The sequence below is a fragment of the Streptomyces sp. NPDC002853 genome, from assembly GCF_053591915.1.
This window is the reverse complement of sequence record NZ_JBSFUS010000006.1, coordinates 454,327-472,969: the sequence shown is the minus strand read 5'-3', so window position 1 is coordinate 472,969 and position 18,643 is coordinate 454,327. Positions and strand designations below refer to the sequence as shown.

16 protein-coding genes are annotated in these 18,643 nt (G+C 68.6%); 6 read left to right on the top strand and 10 right to left on the bottom strand.

Translation table 11 applies throughout. The annotated features are described in order from the left end of the window. Positions 1-65 precede the first annotated feature (65 nt). The 3 genes from ACWD02_RS19220 (at position 66) to ACWD02_RS19210 (ending at position 4,032) form a co-directional block, all read left to right on the top strand. The gene (locus ACWD02_RS19220; RefSeq protein ID WP_451211779.1) at positions 66-2,249 is read left to right on the top strand and encodes an alpha-N-acetylglucosaminidase; all 2,184 of its coding nucleotides are present in this window, start codon (positions 66-68) and stop codon (positions 2,247-2,249) included. A gap of 149 nt (positions 2,250-2,398) precedes the next feature. Next, positions 2,399-3,244 carry a chitosanase gene (locus ACWD02_RS19215; RefSeq protein WP_451211776.1) on the top strand — a complete coding sequence of 282 codons (846 nt, stop codon included), beginning with the start codon at positions 2,399-2,401 and terminating at the stop codon, positions 3,242-3,244. 143 nt (positions 3,245-3,387) lie between these two features. Continuing rightward, the gene (locus ACWD02_RS19210) at positions 3,388-4,032 is read left to right on the top strand and encodes a LysE family translocator (RefSeq protein ID WP_451211773.1); all 645 of its coding nucleotides are present in this window, start codon (positions 3,388-3,390) and stop codon (positions 4,030-4,032) included. A 219-nt stretch (positions 4,033-4,251) separates the two neighbouring features. Here ACWD02_RS19210 and ACWD02_RS19205 read toward each other — a convergent pair whose 3' ends face one another. From ACWD02_RS19205 to ACWD02_RS19160, 10 genes are all read right to left on the bottom strand, one after another. Next, positions 4,252-5,376 carry an MFS transporter gene (locus ACWD02_RS19205; RefSeq protein ID WP_451211770.1) on the bottom strand — a complete coding sequence of 375 codons (1,125 nt, stop codon included), beginning with the start codon at positions 5,374-5,376 and terminating at the stop codon, positions 4,252-4,254. A gap of 594 nt (positions 5,377-5,970) precedes the next feature. Further along, positions 5,971-7,392, bottom strand: a complete 1,422-nt coding sequence (locus ACWD02_RS19200; RefSeq protein ID WP_451211767.1) for a nucleobase:cation symporter-2 family protein — start codon at positions 7,390-7,392, stop codon at positions 5,971-5,973. A 137-nt stretch (positions 7,393-7,529) separates the two neighbouring features. Then, positions 7,530-8,897 carry a nucleobase:cation symporter-2 family protein gene (locus ACWD02_RS19195; protein WP_451212088.1) on the bottom strand — a complete coding sequence of 456 codons (1,368 nt, stop codon included), beginning with the start codon at positions 8,895-8,897 and terminating at the stop codon, positions 7,530-7,532. A 375-nt stretch (positions 8,898-9,272) separates the two neighbouring features. Beyond that, positions 9,273-10,661: an 8-oxoguanine deaminase gene (locus tag ACWD02_RS19190; RefSeq protein ID WP_451211764.1), complete on the bottom strand. Its 1,389-nt coding sequence runs from the start codon at positions 10,659-10,661 to the stop codon at positions 9,273-9,275. A gap of 48 nt (positions 10,662-10,709) precedes the next feature. After that, positions 10,710-12,122 carry a nucleobase:cation symporter-2 family protein gene (locus tag ACWD02_RS19185; RefSeq protein WP_451211761.1) on the bottom strand — a complete coding sequence of 471 codons (1,413 nt, stop codon included), beginning with the start codon at positions 12,120-12,122 and terminating at the stop codon, positions 10,710-10,712. Between the two features lie 67 nt (positions 12,123-12,189). Then, complete coding sequence (pucL, locus tag ACWD02_RS19180; RefSeq protein WP_365819016.1) at positions 12,190-13,113, bottom strand: factor-independent urate hydroxylase; 924 nt, start codon at positions 13,111-13,113, stop codon at positions 12,190-12,192. Positions 13,114-13,118: 5 nt separating this feature from the next. Further along, complete coding sequence (gene uraH, locus ACWD02_RS19175) at positions 13,119-13,508, bottom strand: hydroxyisourate hydrolase (protein WP_160507956.1); 390 nt, start codon at positions 13,506-13,508, stop codon at positions 13,119-13,121. Continuing rightward, on the bottom strand, positions 13,508-14,020 hold the full coding sequence (uraD, locus tag ACWD02_RS19170) for a 2-oxo-4-hydroxy-4-carboxy-5-ureidoimidazoline decarboxylase (protein WP_451211757.1): 513 nt from the start codon (positions 14,018-14,020) through the stop codon (positions 13,508-13,510). The genes uraH and uraD overlap by 1 nt, the downstream gene beginning before the upstream one ends. Before the next feature lie 165 nt (positions 14,021-14,185). Further along, a complete protein-coding gene (locus ACWD02_RS19165; protein ID WP_365819022.1) occupies positions 14,186-14,554 on the bottom strand; it encodes a helix-turn-helix domain-containing protein in 369 nt (122 codons plus the stop codon). Beyond that, on the bottom strand, positions 14,551-14,811 hold the full coding sequence (locus ACWD02_RS19160; protein ID WP_363209683.1) for a hypothetical protein: 261 nt from the start codon (positions 14,809-14,811) through the stop codon (positions 14,551-14,553). Before ACWD02_RS19160 ends, ACWD02_RS19165 begins: the two co-directional genes overlap by 4 nt. A gap of 125 nt (positions 14,812-14,936) precedes the next feature. On the opposite strand from ACWD02_RS19160, the gene ACWD02_RS19155 reads away from it, so the two are divergent. The 3 genes from ACWD02_RS19155 to ACWD02_RS19145 all read left to right on the top strand — a co-directional run bounded on the left by ACWD02_RS19155 (position 14,937) and on the right by ACWD02_RS19145 (position 18,442). Continuing rightward, on the top strand, positions 14,937-15,764 hold the full coding sequence (locus tag ACWD02_RS19155; protein WP_451211753.1) for a TIM barrel protein: 828 nt from the start codon (positions 14,937-14,939) through the stop codon (positions 15,762-15,764). A gap of 96 nt (positions 15,765-15,860) precedes the next feature. Then, positions 15,861-16,751 carry a 2-hydroxy-3-oxopropionate reductase gene (locus ACWD02_RS19150; RefSeq protein ID WP_451211750.1) on the top strand — a complete coding sequence of 297 codons (891 nt, stop codon included), beginning with the start codon at positions 15,861-15,863 and terminating at the stop codon, positions 16,749-16,751. 233 nt (positions 16,752-16,984) lie between these two features. Further along, complete coding sequence (locus tag ACWD02_RS19145; protein ID WP_451211748.1) at positions 16,985-18,442, top strand: catalase; 1,458 nt, start codon at positions 16,985-16,987, stop codon at positions 18,440-18,442. The last annotated feature ends 201 nt before the right edge of the window (positions 18,443-18,643 follow it).

Genomic DNA, 18,643 nt, shown 5'->3' with positions numbered 1-18,643 from the left:
GGTGCGCCGTCGACACGCCCCGCCGATGCAGCGCTCCGCCGACCCCGGGAGGGTATCCCTACGTCATGCCCCTGGCCCGCCGCACCTTCCTCACCGCCCTCGCCGGAACGACCGGCGCCGCCGTCGCCTGCTCCGGCTCCACCGCCGACGGCGCCCCGCCCTCCGAGTCCCCTGCCGTCAAGGCCGCCCGGCGGCTGCTGCCCGGACACTGGAAGCAGCTGAGGTTCGTGACCGCGGGCCCCGCCGACACTTTCCGTGTATCGGGAGAAGAGGGCCGGATCACCGTCACAGGCACCACCCCCGCGGTGCAACTCAAGGCACTGCAGCACTACTTGAAGCACAAGGCCCACGCGAACATCACCTGGGCGGGCAACCAGCTGAACCTGCCCGGCCGTCTCCCCGGCCTCGACAAGCCCATGACGGGCAGCGCCAACACCCCCCACCGCTTCGTCCTGAACGACACGAACGACGGCTACACGGGGGCGTACCACGACTGGTCGTACTGGGAGCGCGAGATCGACGTGCTCGCACTGCACGGCTACAACGAGGTGCTCGTGTACGTCGGCGCCGACGCGCTCTACCACCGTGTGTTCCAGGAGTTCGGCTACTCCGACAAGGAGATGCGCGAGTGGATCCCGGCCCCGGCCCACCAGCCATGGTGGCTGCTCCAGAACATGTCATCGTTCCCGCACCCCGTCTCGGCCCAACTCCTCACCCGACGTGCCGCGTTGGGCCGCCGCATCGCGGACCGGCTGCGCGAGCTCGGCATGACCCCGGTGTTCCCCGGCTACTTCGGGACGGTCCCGCCCGGCTTCGGCGCGAGGAACCCCGGTGCGCGCACCGTGCCGCAGGGCGACTGGGTCGGCTTCACGCGACCTGACTGGCTCGACCCGCGCACCGAGCACTTCACCCGGGTGGCCGCGGCCTTCTACCGCGCACAGGACGAGCTCTTCGGCGCGTCGACGATGTACAAGATGGACCTCCTCCACGAGGGCGGAAAGCCGGGCGACGTCCCGGTCCCGGACGCGGCGAAGGCCGTCGAAAAAGCCCTCCGGGCCGCACACCCCGGCGCCACGTGGGTGATTCTCGGCTGGCAGAACAACCCACCCAAGGCCATCGTCGACGCCGTGGACAAGTCGCGCATGCTGGTGGTCGACGGTCTCTCCGACCGTTTCTCGAAGATCACCGACCGCGAGTCCGACTGGAACGACACCCCGTACACCTTCGGCTCGATCTGGAACTTCGGCGGCCACACCACACTCGGCGCCAACACCCCCGACTGGGCCGCGCTCTACGAGAAGTGGCGCACCAAGAAGGGCAGCACCATGCGCGGCATCTCCCTGATGCCGGAGGCGGCGGACAACAACCCGGCAGCCTTCGAGCTCTTCTCGGAACTGGCCTGGCGCACGGGCGACTTGAACCTCACCACGTGGTTCGCCGACTGGTCGGTGTCCCGCTACGGAGCCGCCGACCCGCACGCGGCAGCTGCCTGGGACATCCTGCGCCGCACCGCGTACGGCACGACCCGCGCCGACGAGTGGGCCGAGGGCGCGGACGGACTCTTCGGCGCGCGCCCCGCCCTGTCCGTGAAGTCGGCGGCGGCCTGGTCACCCAAGGCCATGCGCTACACGCCGGCGGACTTCGAACCGGCACTCACCGAACTCCTCTCCGTACGCCGCGAGTTGCGGACCTCCTCCGCCTACCACCAGGACATCCTGGACGTGGCACGCCAGGCGCTCTCCAACCGCAGCCGGGTGCTCCTCCCTCAGATCAAGCAGGCGTACGACGCCCGGAACAAACCCCTCTTCGACAACCTGACCGGGACCTGGCTCGACCTGATGACCCTCCTGGACGAACTGATGGCCACGGACTCCCGCCATCTCCTGGGCCGCTGGGTCGCCGACGCACGCTCGTGGGGCGCCGACGCGACGGAACGAGAACACCTCGCATACGACCAGCTGTCACTCCTCACCGTCTGGGGCACGCGGTCCGGGGCGGACGCGGGCCTGCGCGACTACGCCAACCGGGAGTGGGCCGGACTGGTCGGCGGCCTCTACCGCCTGCGCTGGGAGACGTACTTCAAGGAGCTGCGCACCGCACTCGCCGAGGGCCGCCCGCCCAAGGCGATCGACTGGTTCGCCATCGAGGACGGCTGGATTCGCGACCCCGGCCGCCTTCCGGCCCGCCCCACCGGCGACACGTACAAAGTCGCTGCTCAGGTGCAAGCCCGCCTCACCCGGTCCCGCTGACCGGGCACCGCACCCCCTCCAAGATCACCAACTCCCCCCCTCCTTGACGGGTATACGTCACCTCGGATCTCTGGTAGTAAACCTTCCTAACAGTACGCGGAAGAGCCAAGACCCGTCGGATCGACGAACTCCCCCACCTTGGAGGTCCCGTGCCCACCCCCCACCGCGCCCCGGCGCCCCGCATACACACCTCACGCCGCACCCTGCTCGCGGCCCTCGGCGCCTCGCTCGTCGCAGGCCCCGTCATCGCCTCCCGAACGGCAGGCGCCACCCCCACCACCCAGGCGGGCGGACTCGACGACCCGGCGAAGAAGGAGATCGCCATGAAGATCGTGTGCAGCGCGGAGAACTCGAGTCTCAACTGGAGGGAGCACTACCGCTACTGCGAGGACATCGGCGACGGCCGCGGCTACACCGCCGGGATCATCGGCTTCTGCTCGGGCACGGGCGACATGCTCGACCTCGTGGAGCTCTACACCCGACGCAAGCCGGGCAACATCCTCGCCAAGTACCTCCCCGCCCTGCGCGAGGTGGACGGCACCGACTCCCACGAGGGCCTCGACCCCACGTACAAGGGTGACTGGGAACGGGCCGCCGAGGACCGCGAGTTCCAGAGGGCACAGAACGACGAGCGCGACCGCGTCTACTTCAACCCGGCGGTCGGACAAGGCAAGGCGGACGGCATCGGTGTCCTCGGCCAGTTCGCGTACTACGACGCGATCGTCATGCACGGCGACGGCGGCGACAACACCAGTTTCCGCAACATCCGCAAGCGCGCCCTGCGTTCGGCCAGGACGCCGGCCCAGGGCGGCGACGAGACGGCCTACCTCCACGCGTTCCTCGACGCACGCGTCTGGGCGATGAGGCAGGAGGAGGCACACGAGGACACCAGCCGGGTCGACACGGCCCAGCGGGTGTTCCTGAACAAGGGCAACCTGAACCTGAACACGCCACTGGAGTGGAAGGTATACGGAGACCCGTACCGCATCGGCTGAACCCCACCCCCCACCCCCCACACATCGGCGCGGGGTCCCGTCCGACACCACACGGGCTCCCCGCGCCGATGAAGCAACGCTTACGGGTTACATGAAGAATTCATCGCTGGTGCTGGACGCCGGGGCCGCCCGATGCTTGCTGAATGATCGGAATGAACGCGGTGCTCGGCGTCGCAGTGGTGTCCCTCGGCATGGTGCTCACCCCCGGCCCCAACATGATGTACCTCGTCTCGCGGAGCATCACCCAGGGCAGGCGGGCCGGAGCGGTCTCCCTGGCCGGGGTGGCCGTGGGCTTCCTCATCTACCTGACCGCGGCCAACCTGGGCCTGTCCCTGGTCTTCCTTGCCGTCCCCCAGCTGTACCTCGCCGTGAAACTCGCCGGCGCGGCCTACCTCGCGTGGCTGGCCTGGAAGGCGCTCAAGCCGGGCGGCCTATCGGTCTTCGCCCATCAGGAGCTGGCCCCCGACTCCCCCCGGCGCCTCTTCACCATGGGAGTCCTGACGAACCTCCTGAACCCGAAGGTCGCCATCATGTACGTCTCCCTCATCCCCCAGTTCATCGACCCGGCAGCCGGCCACACCCTCCTCCAGGGCTTCGCTCTGGGCGGCCTCCAGATCTCCATCAGCCTGATCGTGAACCTGGCCATAGTCATGGCGGCGGGCACCATCGCGGTCTTCCTCTCCCGCCGCCCGACCTGGCTCCGAGCCCAGCGTTACGTCATGGGCACGGTCCTCGGCGCCCTCGCCGTCAAACTGGCAACGGACAGGGCTCCGGCGACGGCAACGTGACCGCGCCCCACACCGTCCCGCCGACGCGTAAGCGGGGGCAGCACACACATCAACCATCGGCGACGATCTGCGCGGCGGCCTCCGACAGCTCACTGCCTGGCCGCCCCTGCCCCCGCCCCTGCCCCTGACGCCCGAATTTCCCACCCCCACACCACAAACAGGAGCCCCCCACGGGATTCTTCTGCACCTTGAGGGGATCCCGGCCCGTGATCGCCACCCTCAGACCAACCGGGCGGCCCCGCCGACCAGCAGGGCCGCCAGTACCGCGACGCCGCCGCCGACAGCCATCACCACCGTGACCGATGCCGCGTCCACGACGACCCCTCCCCCCAACGCACCGAAGGCGAACGTCGCCTGGAACGACGACGTGAACAGCACCGACGCGGCCTCGGGCGCCCGTGGTGCCGCGTCCACGAACCACGTCTGCGAGCAGACCGGCACGGCTCCGTACGCGACGCCCCACACCACAAGCAGCCCGAGCGCACCGCCGTACCCAGCCGCACCAAGTACGGGCAGCAGCAAGGTCACCGCCGCGATCAGCCCGGCAGCCGCGGCGAAGGTGCCCCGCGGCGCACGCCTCACCCACGCTCCCGCGAGGAAGTTGCCGAGGATGCCGGCGACGCCGTAGGCGAGCAGGAAGAGGGTGATCGCTCGCGGACCCGCGCCGGTCACCTCCTCCAGGAAGGGGGTGACGTACGTATACGTGGCGAAGTGCGCCGTCACGACGAGGAAGGTCACCGCGACGGCGACACGGACACGGCGCGAGCGCAGCAGCTCGCGCAGCACGCCGAGCCGGGTGACGCTCTGCGGCGGCAAGGGCGGCAGGGACATCACGAGGGCGGCGAGAACCGCCAGGGTCAAGCCACCCATGACCACGAACACGGCGCGCCAGCCGACCAGTTGACCGAGCAACGTGCCCGCCGGTACCCCTAGCACGGAGCCGAGCGGAACGGCGGCGAAGATCACGGCGGTCGCCCGGCCGACCTGCGCCTCGGGGACGAGCCGGGAGGCGAGGCTCGCGCCGATGGACCAGAAGGCGCCGATGACGAGTCCGAGGAGTACCCGGGAGACCATCATCAGCCAGTAGCCGGGGGCGAGTGCGGCGAGGAGGTTCGCGAGGGCGAGCACCAGGATCAGGACGCACAGCATGTGACGCCGGTCGACGCGACGGGTCGTGACCGTCACGACCGGGGCGGCGACGGCGGCGAGAATGCCGGGCAGGGTCATCATCAGCCCCGCCGTGCCGTCCGAGATGCCGAAGGTCGCACCGATGGGGGTGAGCAGCCCGATCGGCAGGATCTCGGTGGTGACGATGACAAAGATCCCCGCCGCCACGGCAAGCACAGCCCCCCACCCCCCGCGCCGCGCCCGCCCAGAGACTCCGACAGCCGGTGACGCCACGACGGAGGCGGCGTCTGGGCCAGCGACCCCAGCCCCAAACGCCACCACCGGCACAGCCCCGGACGTCACCTCAGCCGCAGACGCAGACGCGGCCCCGGACCCGAGCGTCGCCCCAGACGCCGACCCCGACGCGGGCATCGCCCCAGCCCCCGACGCTGACGTCGCCGCAGACGTAGACCTGGACCCGGACGACTGGGACCCGGACCCGGACCCGGACCCGGACCCGGACGCAAGCGTCACCCCAGCCGCAGTTCCTGACGCAAGCATCGCCCCACCCCCAGTGACAGACCCAGGTACAAGCTCGGACGCAAGCTCAGACGTAGACGCAGACTCGGACGCGGACGCGGACGCAAATGCGTCCGCGTCCGTGGGCGTTGTCGTGTCCGTCGGCTCCGGTGTAGATGTAGGCATGCCTCGACTTCACCAGGCCCACCCGCCCCTGGTCTGGCACGTATGCGCCGTCAACGTGCCGGTCCGAGGGTCATGTCGGAAATCCGCGCGGCGTCTCCGCCCACTGCCCGCCCGCGCCGCCTCACCTCAGTGCGTGACCGCGGCCTCCGCCTCGGGCGCGCCTGCCGAGGCTTCCGAACCCGCCCCGCTCCCCATGTGGTTGAACACCAGGTTCAGCGCCACCGCCAGCAAGCACCCCGTGGAGATCCCCGACCCCAGGACGATCTGCGCCCAGGCCGGGAACGCGTCGTAGAAGCCGTCCGAGAGTGCCGGGGCCAGGCCCGCGCCGAGGGTGACCACCACGATCAGGGCGTTGTCGCCCCGGTGCAGGTCCGCCTGGAGCAGGGTCTGGATGCCGCTGACCGCGATGGAGCCGAAGAGGAAGAGGCTGACGGCGGCGAGGACCGGCATCGGGACCACGGAGATCAGCGCGGCAGCCGCCGGGCTGAGGCCGATCAGGACCAGGATGCCGCCGCTCAGCGCCACCACGAAGCGGCTTCGCACCTTGGAGATGACGACCAGGCCGATGTTCTGCGCGAACGCGCTCGCGTGGAACGCGTTGAAGAGCGGGCTCAGGGCCGAGCCGAGCGCGTCGGCACGCAGGCCGCGGGCGATGGTCTTCTCGTCGACCTCCTTGTCGACGATCTTGCCCAGGGCGATCATGTCCGCCGTCGACTCCGTCAGGATCACCAGCATCACCACGCACATCGAGATGATGGCGGGGACGTTGAACTCGGGCGCACCGAAGTGGAGCGGCGAGGGGATGCCGACCAGCGCCGCGTCGTCCAGCTTGGAGAAGTCCGCCAGGCCCATCGGAATCGCAAGCAACGTACCGAAGATCATCGCGAAGAGCATGCTGATCTGCTTGAGGAAGCCCCGCGTGAAACGCTGGAGCAGCAGCATGACCAGGACCGTCGCACCCGCGAGGCCGATACTGCCCGGCTGCGGAGTACCCGTCGACGAGTCGTCCACTATCCAGTCGTACGCGACCGGGATGAGCGAGACGCCGATCAGCGTGATGACCGACCCCGTCACCACCGGCGGGAAGAAGCGGACGAGTCGCGAGAAGTACGAACTTACCAGGAAACCGAAGAGACTTGAGACGATGATGGCGCCGAAGACCACCGGCATCCCCGCCTCGACGCCGCCCTGGGTCGTGATGATCGTCAGCATCACGCCGACGCCCGCGAACGAGACGCCGTTCACGAACGGCAGCCGGGAGCCGATGAAGTTGCCGATGCCGAGGGTCTGGAGCAGCGTCGCGATGCCCGCCATCAGGAGGCTGCCGCCCATGAGTACCGCCGTGTCCCCCGGCGACATCTTGGCGGCCACGGCCACGACGAGCGGGACGGAGACCGCGCCCGCGTACATGGAGGCGACGTGCTGGAGGCTCGCGACGAGCATCCGCCCCGGCGGCAGGATCTCGTCGACCGGATGGACCTCGGGAAGAACCTCAGGGGCCGGGTCGGCGGGTGCGGCCTTCTCTGCGGTGCTGGGCTGAGAACTCATGGGTGGCGCTTCTTCCGTGTGCGTGACGCCGGAAGTCGGCCCCACCGCGCGGGAGTTCACGAGGCGCGCGGCGGAGCCGACCACTATTCCGACTGGAAAGTAACTTCCGCGATGCGGGCGGCGTCACGCACGTTACGTCAGTGGGCCCCCGCCGGGGAAGACCCTTCATGGACCTCGTGCACCCTCTGTTCAGCGATCTCTCCCCCGGGCTCCATCGGGTTGGTCACCTCGTCGTCCTCGCCTCGCTTGCCGATGTGGTTGAAGACCAGGTTCAGCAGCACCGCCGCGACACAGCCGGTGGAGATGCCCGAGTCGAGGATGATCTTCGCGGTCTCCGGGAACGCGTGGTAGAACTCCGGCGCCGCGATCGGGATGAGGCCGACGGCCAGCGAGACGGCCACGATCAGGACGTTGTTGTCCCGCTCCAGGTTCGCCTTGACCAGCGTCTGGATGCCGCTCGCCGCGACCGAACCGAAGAGGACGACACCCGCGCCGCCGAGCACCGGCCGCGGCACGACGGCGATGAGCGAGGCCGCCATCGGGCACAGGCCCATCAGGACCAGGAAGCCGCCGCCCACGGCGACGACGTACCGGCTGCGGATCTTCGTCATCGCGACCAGGCCGATGTTCTGCGCGAACGCGCTGCACATGAAGCCGTTGAAGAGCGGGCTGACCGCCGAACCGAGGCAGTCCGCGCGCAGGCCCGCCGCGATGGTCTTCTCGTCCGCGGGGCGGTCCACGATCTCACCGAGCGCCAGCATGTCGGCCGTGGACTCCGTCATCGAGACCACCATCACCACGCACAGCGACACGATCGCCGCCGCCGCGAACTGCGGTGCGCCGAAGTGGAACGGCGTCGGGAAGCCGACGATGTCCGCGTCGCCCACCGGGCTGAAGTCGGTGACGCCGAACGGGATCGCGATGAGCGTGCCGACGACGAGACCCAGGAGCACGGCGATCTGCTTGACGAAGCCGGTGGTGAAGCGGCGGAGCAGCAGCACGATCACGAGCGTGATGCCCGCGAGGCCGAGGTTCTTCATCGAGCCGTAGTCGTCGGCTCCTGGAACCGGCCCCTGCGCCCAGCCGAAGGCGACCGGCATGAGCGAGATGCCGATGAGCGTGATGACCGTGCCGGTCACCACCGGCGGGAAGAAGCGTACGAGCTTGGAGAAGAAGGGCGCCGCGATGAAGCCGAGGACTCCCGCGACGATGACCGCACCGAAGATGATCGGCAGCGCGTCGTCCTTGTTGTCCGTCGATTCGACGACCGCGATCATGGGGGCGACGCCCGCGAAGGTGACGCCGTTGACGAAGGGCAGCCGGGCGCCGATCTTCCAGATGCCGAGCGTCTGGAGGAAGGTGGCGAGGCCCGCGGTGAACAGACAGGCGCCGGTCAGGAAGGTGAGTTCCTTCGCGGAGAGGCCTATCGCCGCGCCCACGATGAGCGGCGGTGCGACGACGCCCGCGTACATGGCCGCCACGTGCTGGAGACCGGTCGTCGCCATCTTGAGCGGGGGGAGCTTCTGGTCGACGGGATGAATCTCTTGTGTCTCTGATATGGCGCTCTCGCCGTCGACTTCGGATGGGTCTGGGGTGGTGCCTTGCTTGGTGAACCTGGGCTGAGTGGCCACTGTGGCTCCTCCGGTTGTTTTCCAGTACGGCGGCTCTGCCGGCACTTTTCGCTTCTGGGAGGTGGTGCGTCGTGCAAGGACCTGCTCGGTATGAAGTTGTGAGTGGTGCGCCCAGGTACTGCTGAGGGGTAGTACTGACCGCCCCGGGAACGTGAAGCTTTGGGCCACGTTCCGGGGCGGCACTTGAGCAACCCGCTCGGCTGCTCAAGTCCGGTCAAGGGCCGTCCCCCCTGACCGGAGTTCCAGGTGTCAGCTCCCGGCGGCGATCCGCGCGAGGCGCTGCGCCTCGTCCCGCGCCGAGCGGGCGATGGCGTCCTCGTCGACGTGCAGCAGACGATCGTTCTCGACGATCGGGCGGCCGTTGACGAGGGAGAGCGTGACCGGGGCCGCCGCGCCGAAGACGATGGCGGTCACCGGGTCGGCGATCGAGGAGTGCCCGATGCCGTCGATCTTCCAGAGGACCAGGTCGGCGAGCTTGCCCGGCTCGAGCGACCCGATCTGCGTGGCGCGGCCCAGGACTTGGGCGCCGCCGAAGGTGCCGAGACGCAGCGCCTGACGCGCGTTCAGGGCGGCTTCGCGGTGCGCGCCGAGGCGGTTGATGAGCAGCGCGTTGCGCAGCTCGGTGTGGAGTTCGCCGGACTCGTTGGACGCGGTGCCGTCGACGCCGAGGCCGACCGGGACGCCGGCCTTGAGCATGTCGGGGACGCGGGCGATGCCTGCGGCCAGACGTGCGTTGGAGGACGGGCAGTGCGCGACTCCCGTACCCGTACGGGCGAATGCCGCGATGTCGGAGTCGTTCATGTGGACGCAGTGCGCCATCCACACGTCGTCACCGAGCCAGCCGGTCGACTCGAAGTAGTCGGTCGGGCCCATGCCGAAGAGTTCGTGGCAGAACTTCTCCTCCTCGACCGTCTCGCTGCCGTGGGTGTGCAGGCGTACACCCTTGGAGCGCGCCAACTCCGCGCCCTGCTTCATGAGTTCGGTGGAGACCGAGAACGGGGAGCAGGGGGCGACGGCGACCTGGGTCATCGCGTCGAAGGAGGCGTCGTGGTGCTTGTCGACGGTCTCGGCGGTCGCGGCGAGTGCACCTTCGAGGGTCTCGACGGCGAAGTCCGGCGGCAGGCCGCCGTCCTTCTCGCTGCGGTCCATGGAGCCGCGGGCCAGGGTGAAGCGGACACCCATGTCGCTCGCGGCGCCGATGATGGCACCGGACAGGTCACCGGAGTTCTTCGGGAAGACGTAGTGGTGGTCCATCGCGGTGGTGACACCGCCGCGGGCCATCATGCCGAGCGAACCCTGGGCCGCCGCCTTCACCATCTGCTCGTCGATGCGCGCCCAGGTCGGGTAGAGCGCGACGAGCCAGTTGAAGAGGTTGTGGTCGGTGGCCAGGCCGCGGGTGATCCACTGGTAGAAGTGGTGGTGGGTGTTGACCAGGCCGGGGGTCACGAGGTGACCGGTCCCGTCCACGCGGCGTACGACGTTCTGCAGGCCCTCGGGGGCCTTACCCGCGCCGATGGACTCGATCTTGTTGCCCGCGACGACGACGTATCCCGATGCGTACTCGGTGTCGTCGGCGTCGACGGTCGCGATGGCACAGTTCTCGATGACGATGCGCTGCAGGTCTGCCGGTGCTGCCATGGTACTTCTTCCTTCTGTGAACGGTGGCGATGTGGGCACGGCATGACCCTAGGAAGATTTGAGTGCCGCGGCGGCGGGGCCACGGGTGCCGAGATGGTTGAAGAACAGGTTGAGCAGGACCGCGACCAGCGCTCCCGCACTGATTCCGGAGCCGAGGACGGTCTGCGCCCAGGCCGGGAATTCGGCGTAGAAGGTGGGCGCGGCGAGCGGGATGATGCCCGCTCCGAGCGCGACGGCCACCAGGATGATGTTGGAGCTGTCGTCGAGTCCGGCCTCGGAGAGCGTACGGATGCCGCTCACCGCGATGGAGCCGAAGAGGACGATGCCCGCACCGCCGAGTACCGGCATGGGGACCACGTTGACGACGGCTCCGAGCACCGGGAAGGCACCGAGCACGATGAGCGCGCCACCGGCGACGGCGACCACGTAACGGCTGCGGACACGTGTCAGGGAGACGACGCCGACGTTCTGCGCGAAGGCGGAGGTCGGGAAGCCGCCGAAGACCGGGCCGACGAGCGTCGCGATGCCGTCGGTGCGCAGACCCCGGGTGATGGTCTTCCCGTTGGTCTCGCGCTCGCAGATCTCGCCGAGGGCGAGCATGCCGGCCGCCGACTCGGTCATCAGGACCAGCATGACGATGCAGAGCGAGAGGATCGCGGCGGGCTGGAAGGTGGGCGCGCCGGCGGCGAACGGTGTCGGCAGTGCGGCGAGCGGGGCGCTCTGCACGGAGGTGAAGTCGGCCATCCCGAACGGGATCGCGGCCAGTGTTCCGATGAACATGCCTGCCAGCAGGGCGACTTGCTTGAGGAAGCCGCGGCCGAAGCGCTGGAAGAGCAGGATCACGACGAGGGTGAAGGCGGCGAGCGCCAGGTACTTCATGTCGCCGAACGTCGGGTCGGTGTCGTCCCCGCCCTGCGCCCACTTCACGGGCACGGGCATCAGCGTGACGCCGATGAGGGTGATGACGACGCCGGTGACCAGCGGCGGGAAGAAGCGAAGGAGCCTGCCGAAGAACGGTCCGACGGCGAGGCAGAAGACGCCCGCGACCATCACCGCGCCATAGATGGCCGGGAGTTGCTCGCCTTTGGCATTGGTCTCGGCGATGGCGAGGATGGGTGCGATGCCGGCCGACGAGGCGGCGTTGACGAAGGGAAGCCGGTTGCCGACGAAGCCTTTGACGCCGAGCGTCTGGAGGATGGTGGCGAGTCCGGCGATCAGCAGTCCCGCCGCGATGAGCCGGGTCTGGGCCACGGTGTCGAGACCGCAGGCCTGCCCGATGATCAGCGGCGGAGTGACGACGCCCGCGTACATGGCGGCGATGTGCTGGAGTGCGGCGGGGACGAGCCGCGAGGGGTGGAGCTTCTCGTCCACCGGGTGACAGTCGGGAGTCGAGTCTCCGTCGGTCAGCTCCGATGGGGTGGAACACGGGCCTTTCGCCGGCCCCTTTGCAGGCTGTGCCATTGCTGCTGTTCCCTCCGGTGTGGCGCGCCCCCGTCCGCTGCGGACGGACGGGGGCGCGCGTCCCGCGTCAGAGGTTGGTCATGTCGACCGGGATCTTCGGCTGAACCCCGTCCCTGAGAACCGTGGCCTCGATCAGGCCGTAGGGGCGGTCCGCCGCGAAGTAGACCTCGTTGTCGTTCTTCAGCCCGAAGGGCTCGAGGTCCACCAGGAAGTGGTGGTTGTTCGGCAGCGAGAAGCGGATCTCGTCGATCTCGCTCCGGCTGTTGATGACGCGCGAACCCATTTGGTACAGGGTCTGCTGCAGCGAGAGGGAGTACGTCTCGGCGAAGGCCTGCAGGATGTGCTTCTTCGCCTGCTCGTACGACTTCTCCCAGTTGGGCATCCGGTCCGCGTCGCTGGTCCAGTTGTAACGCCAGGCGGCGGAGACGTCGGTGCACAGGATGCGGTCGTACGCCTCCTTCAGCGTCGTGTACTTGTCCTTGACGTAGCCCCAGAACTCCGAGTTGGTGGAGTTCATGACCGTGAGGTCCTTGAGCCCGGAGATGATCTCCCAGTTCTCGCCGTCGAAGGTGATCTGCGTGGTGCGCAGCTCCTGGCCCTTGCGGGCGAAGGAGTGGTTCACCTCGTCCGAGCCGATGAACTTGGAGTTGTTGTCCGAGGTCGCGATGCGCTCCCAGGAGTACTCCTGGATGCGGATCCGGGCGCGGTGGATCGGCTCCTGCGTCGTCACGAAGTGACGGGCGAGGTGGATGCCGAACTGCTCGGCGGACTCGATGCCGTGCTCCTTGGCGAACGCGAACACCGTGTTCTTGGTGGTGTCCGTCGGCAGGACGTTCGCGTTCGAGCCGGAGTAGTGGACGTCGTCCATGTCGCCGGAGAGCGCGACCGAGACGTTCAGGTCCTTGATGTGGTGGGTGTCGCCGTCCCGCGTGATCTTGACGACGCGGTTCTCTGCTTTGCCGTACTGGTTCTGGCCGAGAATCGTGGGCATGTCTGCTAGCTCCCTCGGTAAACGGAGTAGCCGAACGGGTTGAGCAGCAGCGGTACGTGGTAGTGCTCGCCCGGCGTGACGGCGAACGTGATCGCCACCTCCGGGAAGAACGCACCGCTGTCCCTTACGCGGGGGGCGTCCTGCTGCGCCTCGGCTTGCTTCTTGGAGAAGTAGGTCTCGACCTCGAAGTCGAGCCGTACGTGGGTAGTGCCCTCCGGCAGCGCCGGGAGGTCCTTGCAGCGCCCGTCCGCGTCGGTCGCGGAGCCGCCGAGCGCCACCCACTCGGCGTCACGGCCGCTGCGGGCGGTGAGCGAGATGGCGACGCCCTCGGCGGGGCGTCCGACGCTGGTGTCCAGGATGTGCGTGGACACCGAGGCGGTGGTGTCAGTGCTCATCAGTCCTTGTCCTCTTCTACGAGACGGGTCAGCCGGATTCGGTTGATCTTCCCGAGTTCGGTGCGCACGATCTCGCGCTCCTGCTCGGCGGAGTTGCCGATCCGGGTCTTCACCGCATCGCGCATCTGTTCACCGGTCGCGCCGGTGGCGCAGATCAGGAAGACATGGCCGAACTTCTCCTGGTAGGCCAGGTTCAGTTCGAGCATCTCCGCCTTGAGCTCTTCGGAGGCCCCCGCCATGCCGCGCTGTTCACGCGACGACGTGGGGTCCCCGGGCTTCGGGCGTCCGATCGGCGGGTGCCCGGCCATCGCCTCGGCCAGATCCTCGGCGGTCAGTTCGGCCATGGCGGCGTCGCTGGCGGCGAAGAGGGCTTCGACGGTGGGGAAAGGGCGCTGGGAGAGCAGTGTGCTTCCCCAGGCCGATGAGGCGCAGGCCTCGTGGAGAGCGGCGGTGGCCGCAGTCTCCGGCAAGGCGTTGAACCGGGCAAGGCCCGGCGTCGAGCTCGAAGTCACGGGTGCCTCCGTGGCCATAGGGCCTTGTGCTGGACGGGCTGCGGATAGCTAACGCCAGCCGAAACACCACGTCAACACTTTGTTGAAAACTTCGGGAAACAAAAACCGCCGTCCGGTTAACGGACGGCGGCCTTCCAAAGCGCTCTGACCTGGGAGGTTCGCGAGTCAGGTGGAACGGTTGAGGTAGTTGTAGACGGTGAAGCGCGATACGCCGAGCGCGCCGGCGACCGTCTCCACCCCGTGCCGCACGGCGAAGGCGCCTCGCGCCTCAAGTATCCGTACGACCTCCTGCTTGGCCTTGCGGTCCAGCTCCGAAAGGGGCACGCCGCGCTTGCGCTCCAGGGCCAGCAGGATGTGGTCCAGGGAGTCCGCGAGCTGCGGAAGGCGTACGGCGACCACGTCCTCGCCCCGCCAGGCGAGGACGACGTCGTCGGTGCCCGCCTCGTCGGGGGGCACCATTTCGCCGCCCATGGCGTCCACGAGCGGCTTGACGGCGGCCACGAAGGGGCCGTGGTCGTCTCTGGCACCGGTCATTCGACGGCCTCCCCCGACTCTCCGAGCACGTTCACCTGGAGTGAGACGCGGGTCGCGCCCGCCTCCAGGGCCTTGCGCAGCAGCGCGTCGACGGCGGTCAGAACCTCGTCCGCGCCGCCTTCAGCGGTATTGCCGAAGGGGCCGACGTCCACGGCGTCGAGCTCGGCCCCCTGGATGACGTCACGGGCGACCACCGCATGGGCGGGCGCCTCGTCCAGGTCGAAGGGTTCGGTCGTGAACTCCACTCTCAATCGCACGCGCACAACCTACTGCCGCGCGGCGATTTTCCGGCAGCCCCCTCTTGACAAGGGCCGATCCTCGACGGCAATCTTCCATCAGACAGAAATTAACTTCCGCAATACGGAAGGAGCGCGGAAGCCCCATGGGATACTCCGACCAGCGCTTCAATGTGAACCTGTCGATCCTCTTCACGGAACTCCCGCTCCTGGAGCGCCCCGCGGCCGCCGCCGCGGCGGGCTTCACGGCGGTCGAGCTGTGGTGGCCCTGGGTCGACGCCCCCACCCCCGAGCAGTCCGAGCTCGACGCCCTCCGGGCCGCGATCACGGACGCCGGCGTACAACTGGTGGGCCTGAACTTCTACGCCGGGCAGCTGCCCGGGCCGGACCGCGGCGCCCTGTCGATCCCGGGCGAGGAGAGCGAGAAGTTCCGCGCGAACCTCTCGGTGGCAGCGGACTTCGCCGAGTCCCTCGGCTGCAAGGCGCTCAACGCGCTGTACGGCAACCGGGTGGAGGGCGTGGACCCCGCGGTCCAGGACGAACTCGCCCTGGAGAACCTGGCGTTGGCGGCCCGTGAGGCCGACCGCGTGGGCGCCGTGCTGCTGATCGAGGCCCTGAACAAGCCCGAGTCGCCGCGCTGCCCGATCGTCAGCGCGGACGCGGCGATCGCCGTGGTCGACAAGGTGAACTCCGCCACCGGGCTCGGCAACGCGAAGTTCCTGATGGACCTGTACCACCTGTCCATGAACGGCGAGGACCTGCCGGCCGTCATCGACCGGTACGTGGCTCAGACCGCGCACGTGCAGATCGCCGACGATCCTGGCCGTGGGGCCCCTGGCACCGGGTCACTTCCGCTGGAGGAGCTGCTGGATCAGCTCCGTAAGGCCGGTTACGAGGGATACGTCGGGCTGGAGTACAAGGCGGGCGACCGTCCTAGCTCCGAGGCCTTCGGCTGGCTGCCGGCTGCGGACTAGGCCGCCGCTTCGCGGCGGATCTTTTCCCGCCCACCCACCCGAGCACCCCGCAGCCCGATTCGTCGAAGCAGACAAGTTTTCAGAGAGGCTCTCACCATGAGCAACCTTCCCAAGATCGCGTGGATCGGACTCGGCATCATGGGGTCCCCCATGTCCGAGAACCTGATCAAGGCTGGTTACTCCGTCACCGGCTTCACCCTTGAGCAGGACAAGCTGGACCGCCTCGCCGCGGCCGGCGGCACCGTCGCCAAGTCCATCGCCGAGGCCGTCAAGGACGCCGACGTCATCGTCACGATGGTGCCCGCATCTCCGCAGGTCGAGGCCATCGCGTACGGCGAGGACGGCATCCTGGAGAACGCGAGGTCCGGCGCGCTGATCGTCGACATGTCGTCGATCACCCCGCAGACCTCCGTGGACCTGGCCAAGGCCGCCAAGGACAAGGGCATCCGCGTCCTGGACGCCCCCGTGTCGGGTGGCGAGGCCGGTGCCATCGAGGCCGTGCTCTCCATCATGGTCGGCGGCGAGCAGGCCGACTTCGACGAGGCCAAGCCGCTCCTGGACGCCCTCGGCAAGACCATCGTGCTGTGCGGTCCGCACGGCTCGGGTCAGACCGTGAAGGCCGCCAACCAGCTCATCGTCGCCGTGAACATCCAGGCCTGCGCCGAGGCCGTCGTCTTCCTGGAGAAGTCCGGGGTGGACCTGACCGCCGCCCTCGACGTCCTGAACGGGGGGCTTGCGGGCTCGACCGTCCTGACCCGCAAGAAGGACAACTTCCTCAAGCGCGACTTCAAGCCCGGCTTCCGGATCGACCTGCACCACAAGGACATGGGCATCGTCACCGACGCCGCCCGCAATGTCGGTGCCTCGCTCCCGGTCGGCGCCGTGGTGGCCCAGCTCGTCGCCTCGCTGCGCACGCAGGGTGACGGCGGCCTCGACCACTCCGCGCTCCTTCGCGGCGTGGAGCGCCTCTCGGGCGCCGAGCTCTAAACAGCCTTCGGAGGCTGCACGAGCTCCCTCAACTTCCGGGCCGCGGCGGCGCTGACACCTGTCCTGTCGCGCCCAGGCGTCGCCGCGGTCCGGAACTCAAAGCTTCAGCACGAACCAGCGAACAAGCCCCACCCAAAACTTCAACAAACTGTTGACGTAGCTGTTCAGGCGTACTTACGCTCACGTCACCTCAGCAGTTTCAGCAGTCCGTACGGAAGGTCAACTCCGCCACCATGTCGAAGCGTGTGCTCACGACCGAGTCCGGCGCCCCTGTCGCCGACAACCAGAACTCAGCCACCGCCGGCGTCGGTGGCCCGATCCTCCTCCAGGACCAGCACCTCCTCGAGAAGCTCGCCCGCTTCAACCGCGAGCGCATCCCGGAGCGAGTGGTGCACGCGCGTGGCTCCGGTGCGTACGGCTACTTCGAGGTGACCGACGACGTCACCGCGTACACCTCGGCCGATTTCCTGAACACCGTCGGCAAGCGCACCGAGACCTTCCTGCGCTTCTCCACGGTGGCGGACAGCCTCGGCGGCGCGGACGCGGTCCGTGACCCGCGCGGCTTCGCGCTGAAGTTCTACACCGAGGAGGGGAACTACGACCTCGTCGGCAACAACACCCCGGTGTTCTTCATCAAGGACCCGATCAAGTTCCCCGACTTCATCCACTCCCAGAAGCGCGACCCCTTCACGGGCAAGCAGGAGCCGGACAACGTCTGGGACTTCTGGGCGCACTCCCCCGAGGCGACGCACCAGGTGACGTGGCTGATGGGCGACCGCGGCATCCCCGCGTCGTACCGCCACATGAACGGCTACGGCTCGCACACCTACCAGTGGACGAACGCGGCGGGCGAGGCCTTCTTCGTGAAGTACCACTTCAAGACGAACCAGGGCGTACGCAGCCTGTCGTCGGAGCAGGCCGCCGAGCTCGCGGGCAAGGACGCCAACTCGCACCAGACGGACCTTCTCCAGGCCATCGAGCGCGGCGTGAACCCGTCCTGGACGCTGCACGTGCAGATCATGCCGGCGGCGGACGCGGCGGACTACCGCTTCAACCCCTTCGACCTGACGAAGGTGTGGCCGCACAGCGACTACCCGCTGCAGCGCGTGGGCCGCCTGGTCCTTGACCGCAACCCCGACAACGTCTTCGCCGAGGTCGAGCAGGCCGCCTTCTCCCCGAACAACTTCGTTCCGGGCATCGGTCCGTCCCCCGACAAGATGCTGCAGGGCCGCCTGTTCGCCTACGCGGACGCGCACCGCTACCGCCTGGGCGTCAACCACACGCTGCTCCCGGTGAACGCCCCGAAGGCGACCACCGCGAACAACTACGGCCGCGACGGTCTGATGGCGGCCAACGCCTACGGCCGCGACCGCAAGAACTACGAGCCCAACTCGTACGACGGCCCGGCCGAGACCGGTCAGCCGCTCTCCGCCCCGCTCGCCGTCAACGGCCACACGGGCACGCACGAGGCGCCGCTGCACACCAAGGACGACCACTTCTTCCAGGCGGGTGAGCTCTACCGCCTGATGTCGGCCGAGGAGCAGGCGCGCCTGGTGGCGAACATCGCCGGTGGCCTCTCGCAGGTCTCCCGTGACGACGTCATCGAGAAGAACCTGGCCCACTTCCACGCTGCCGACCCCGAGTACGGCAAGCGCGTGGAGGAGGCTGTCCGCGCCCTGCGCGAGGACTAGAACTCCCGGACTGCGCCGGGAAATTGACGGGAGGTCAGTTTCCCGGTGCTGCGCCCGCTGCATCACGGACCCGGATGAGGGGTGGTCCCGTGGTGCACGGGCCGGACGAGGACCGCGGCGGCTCTGCGAGCCAGTGCGGTGGTGAAGGTCAGGCGGCTCCCTTCTCGACCTGAGGGAAGGGAACCCGTCGGTCCATTCGCG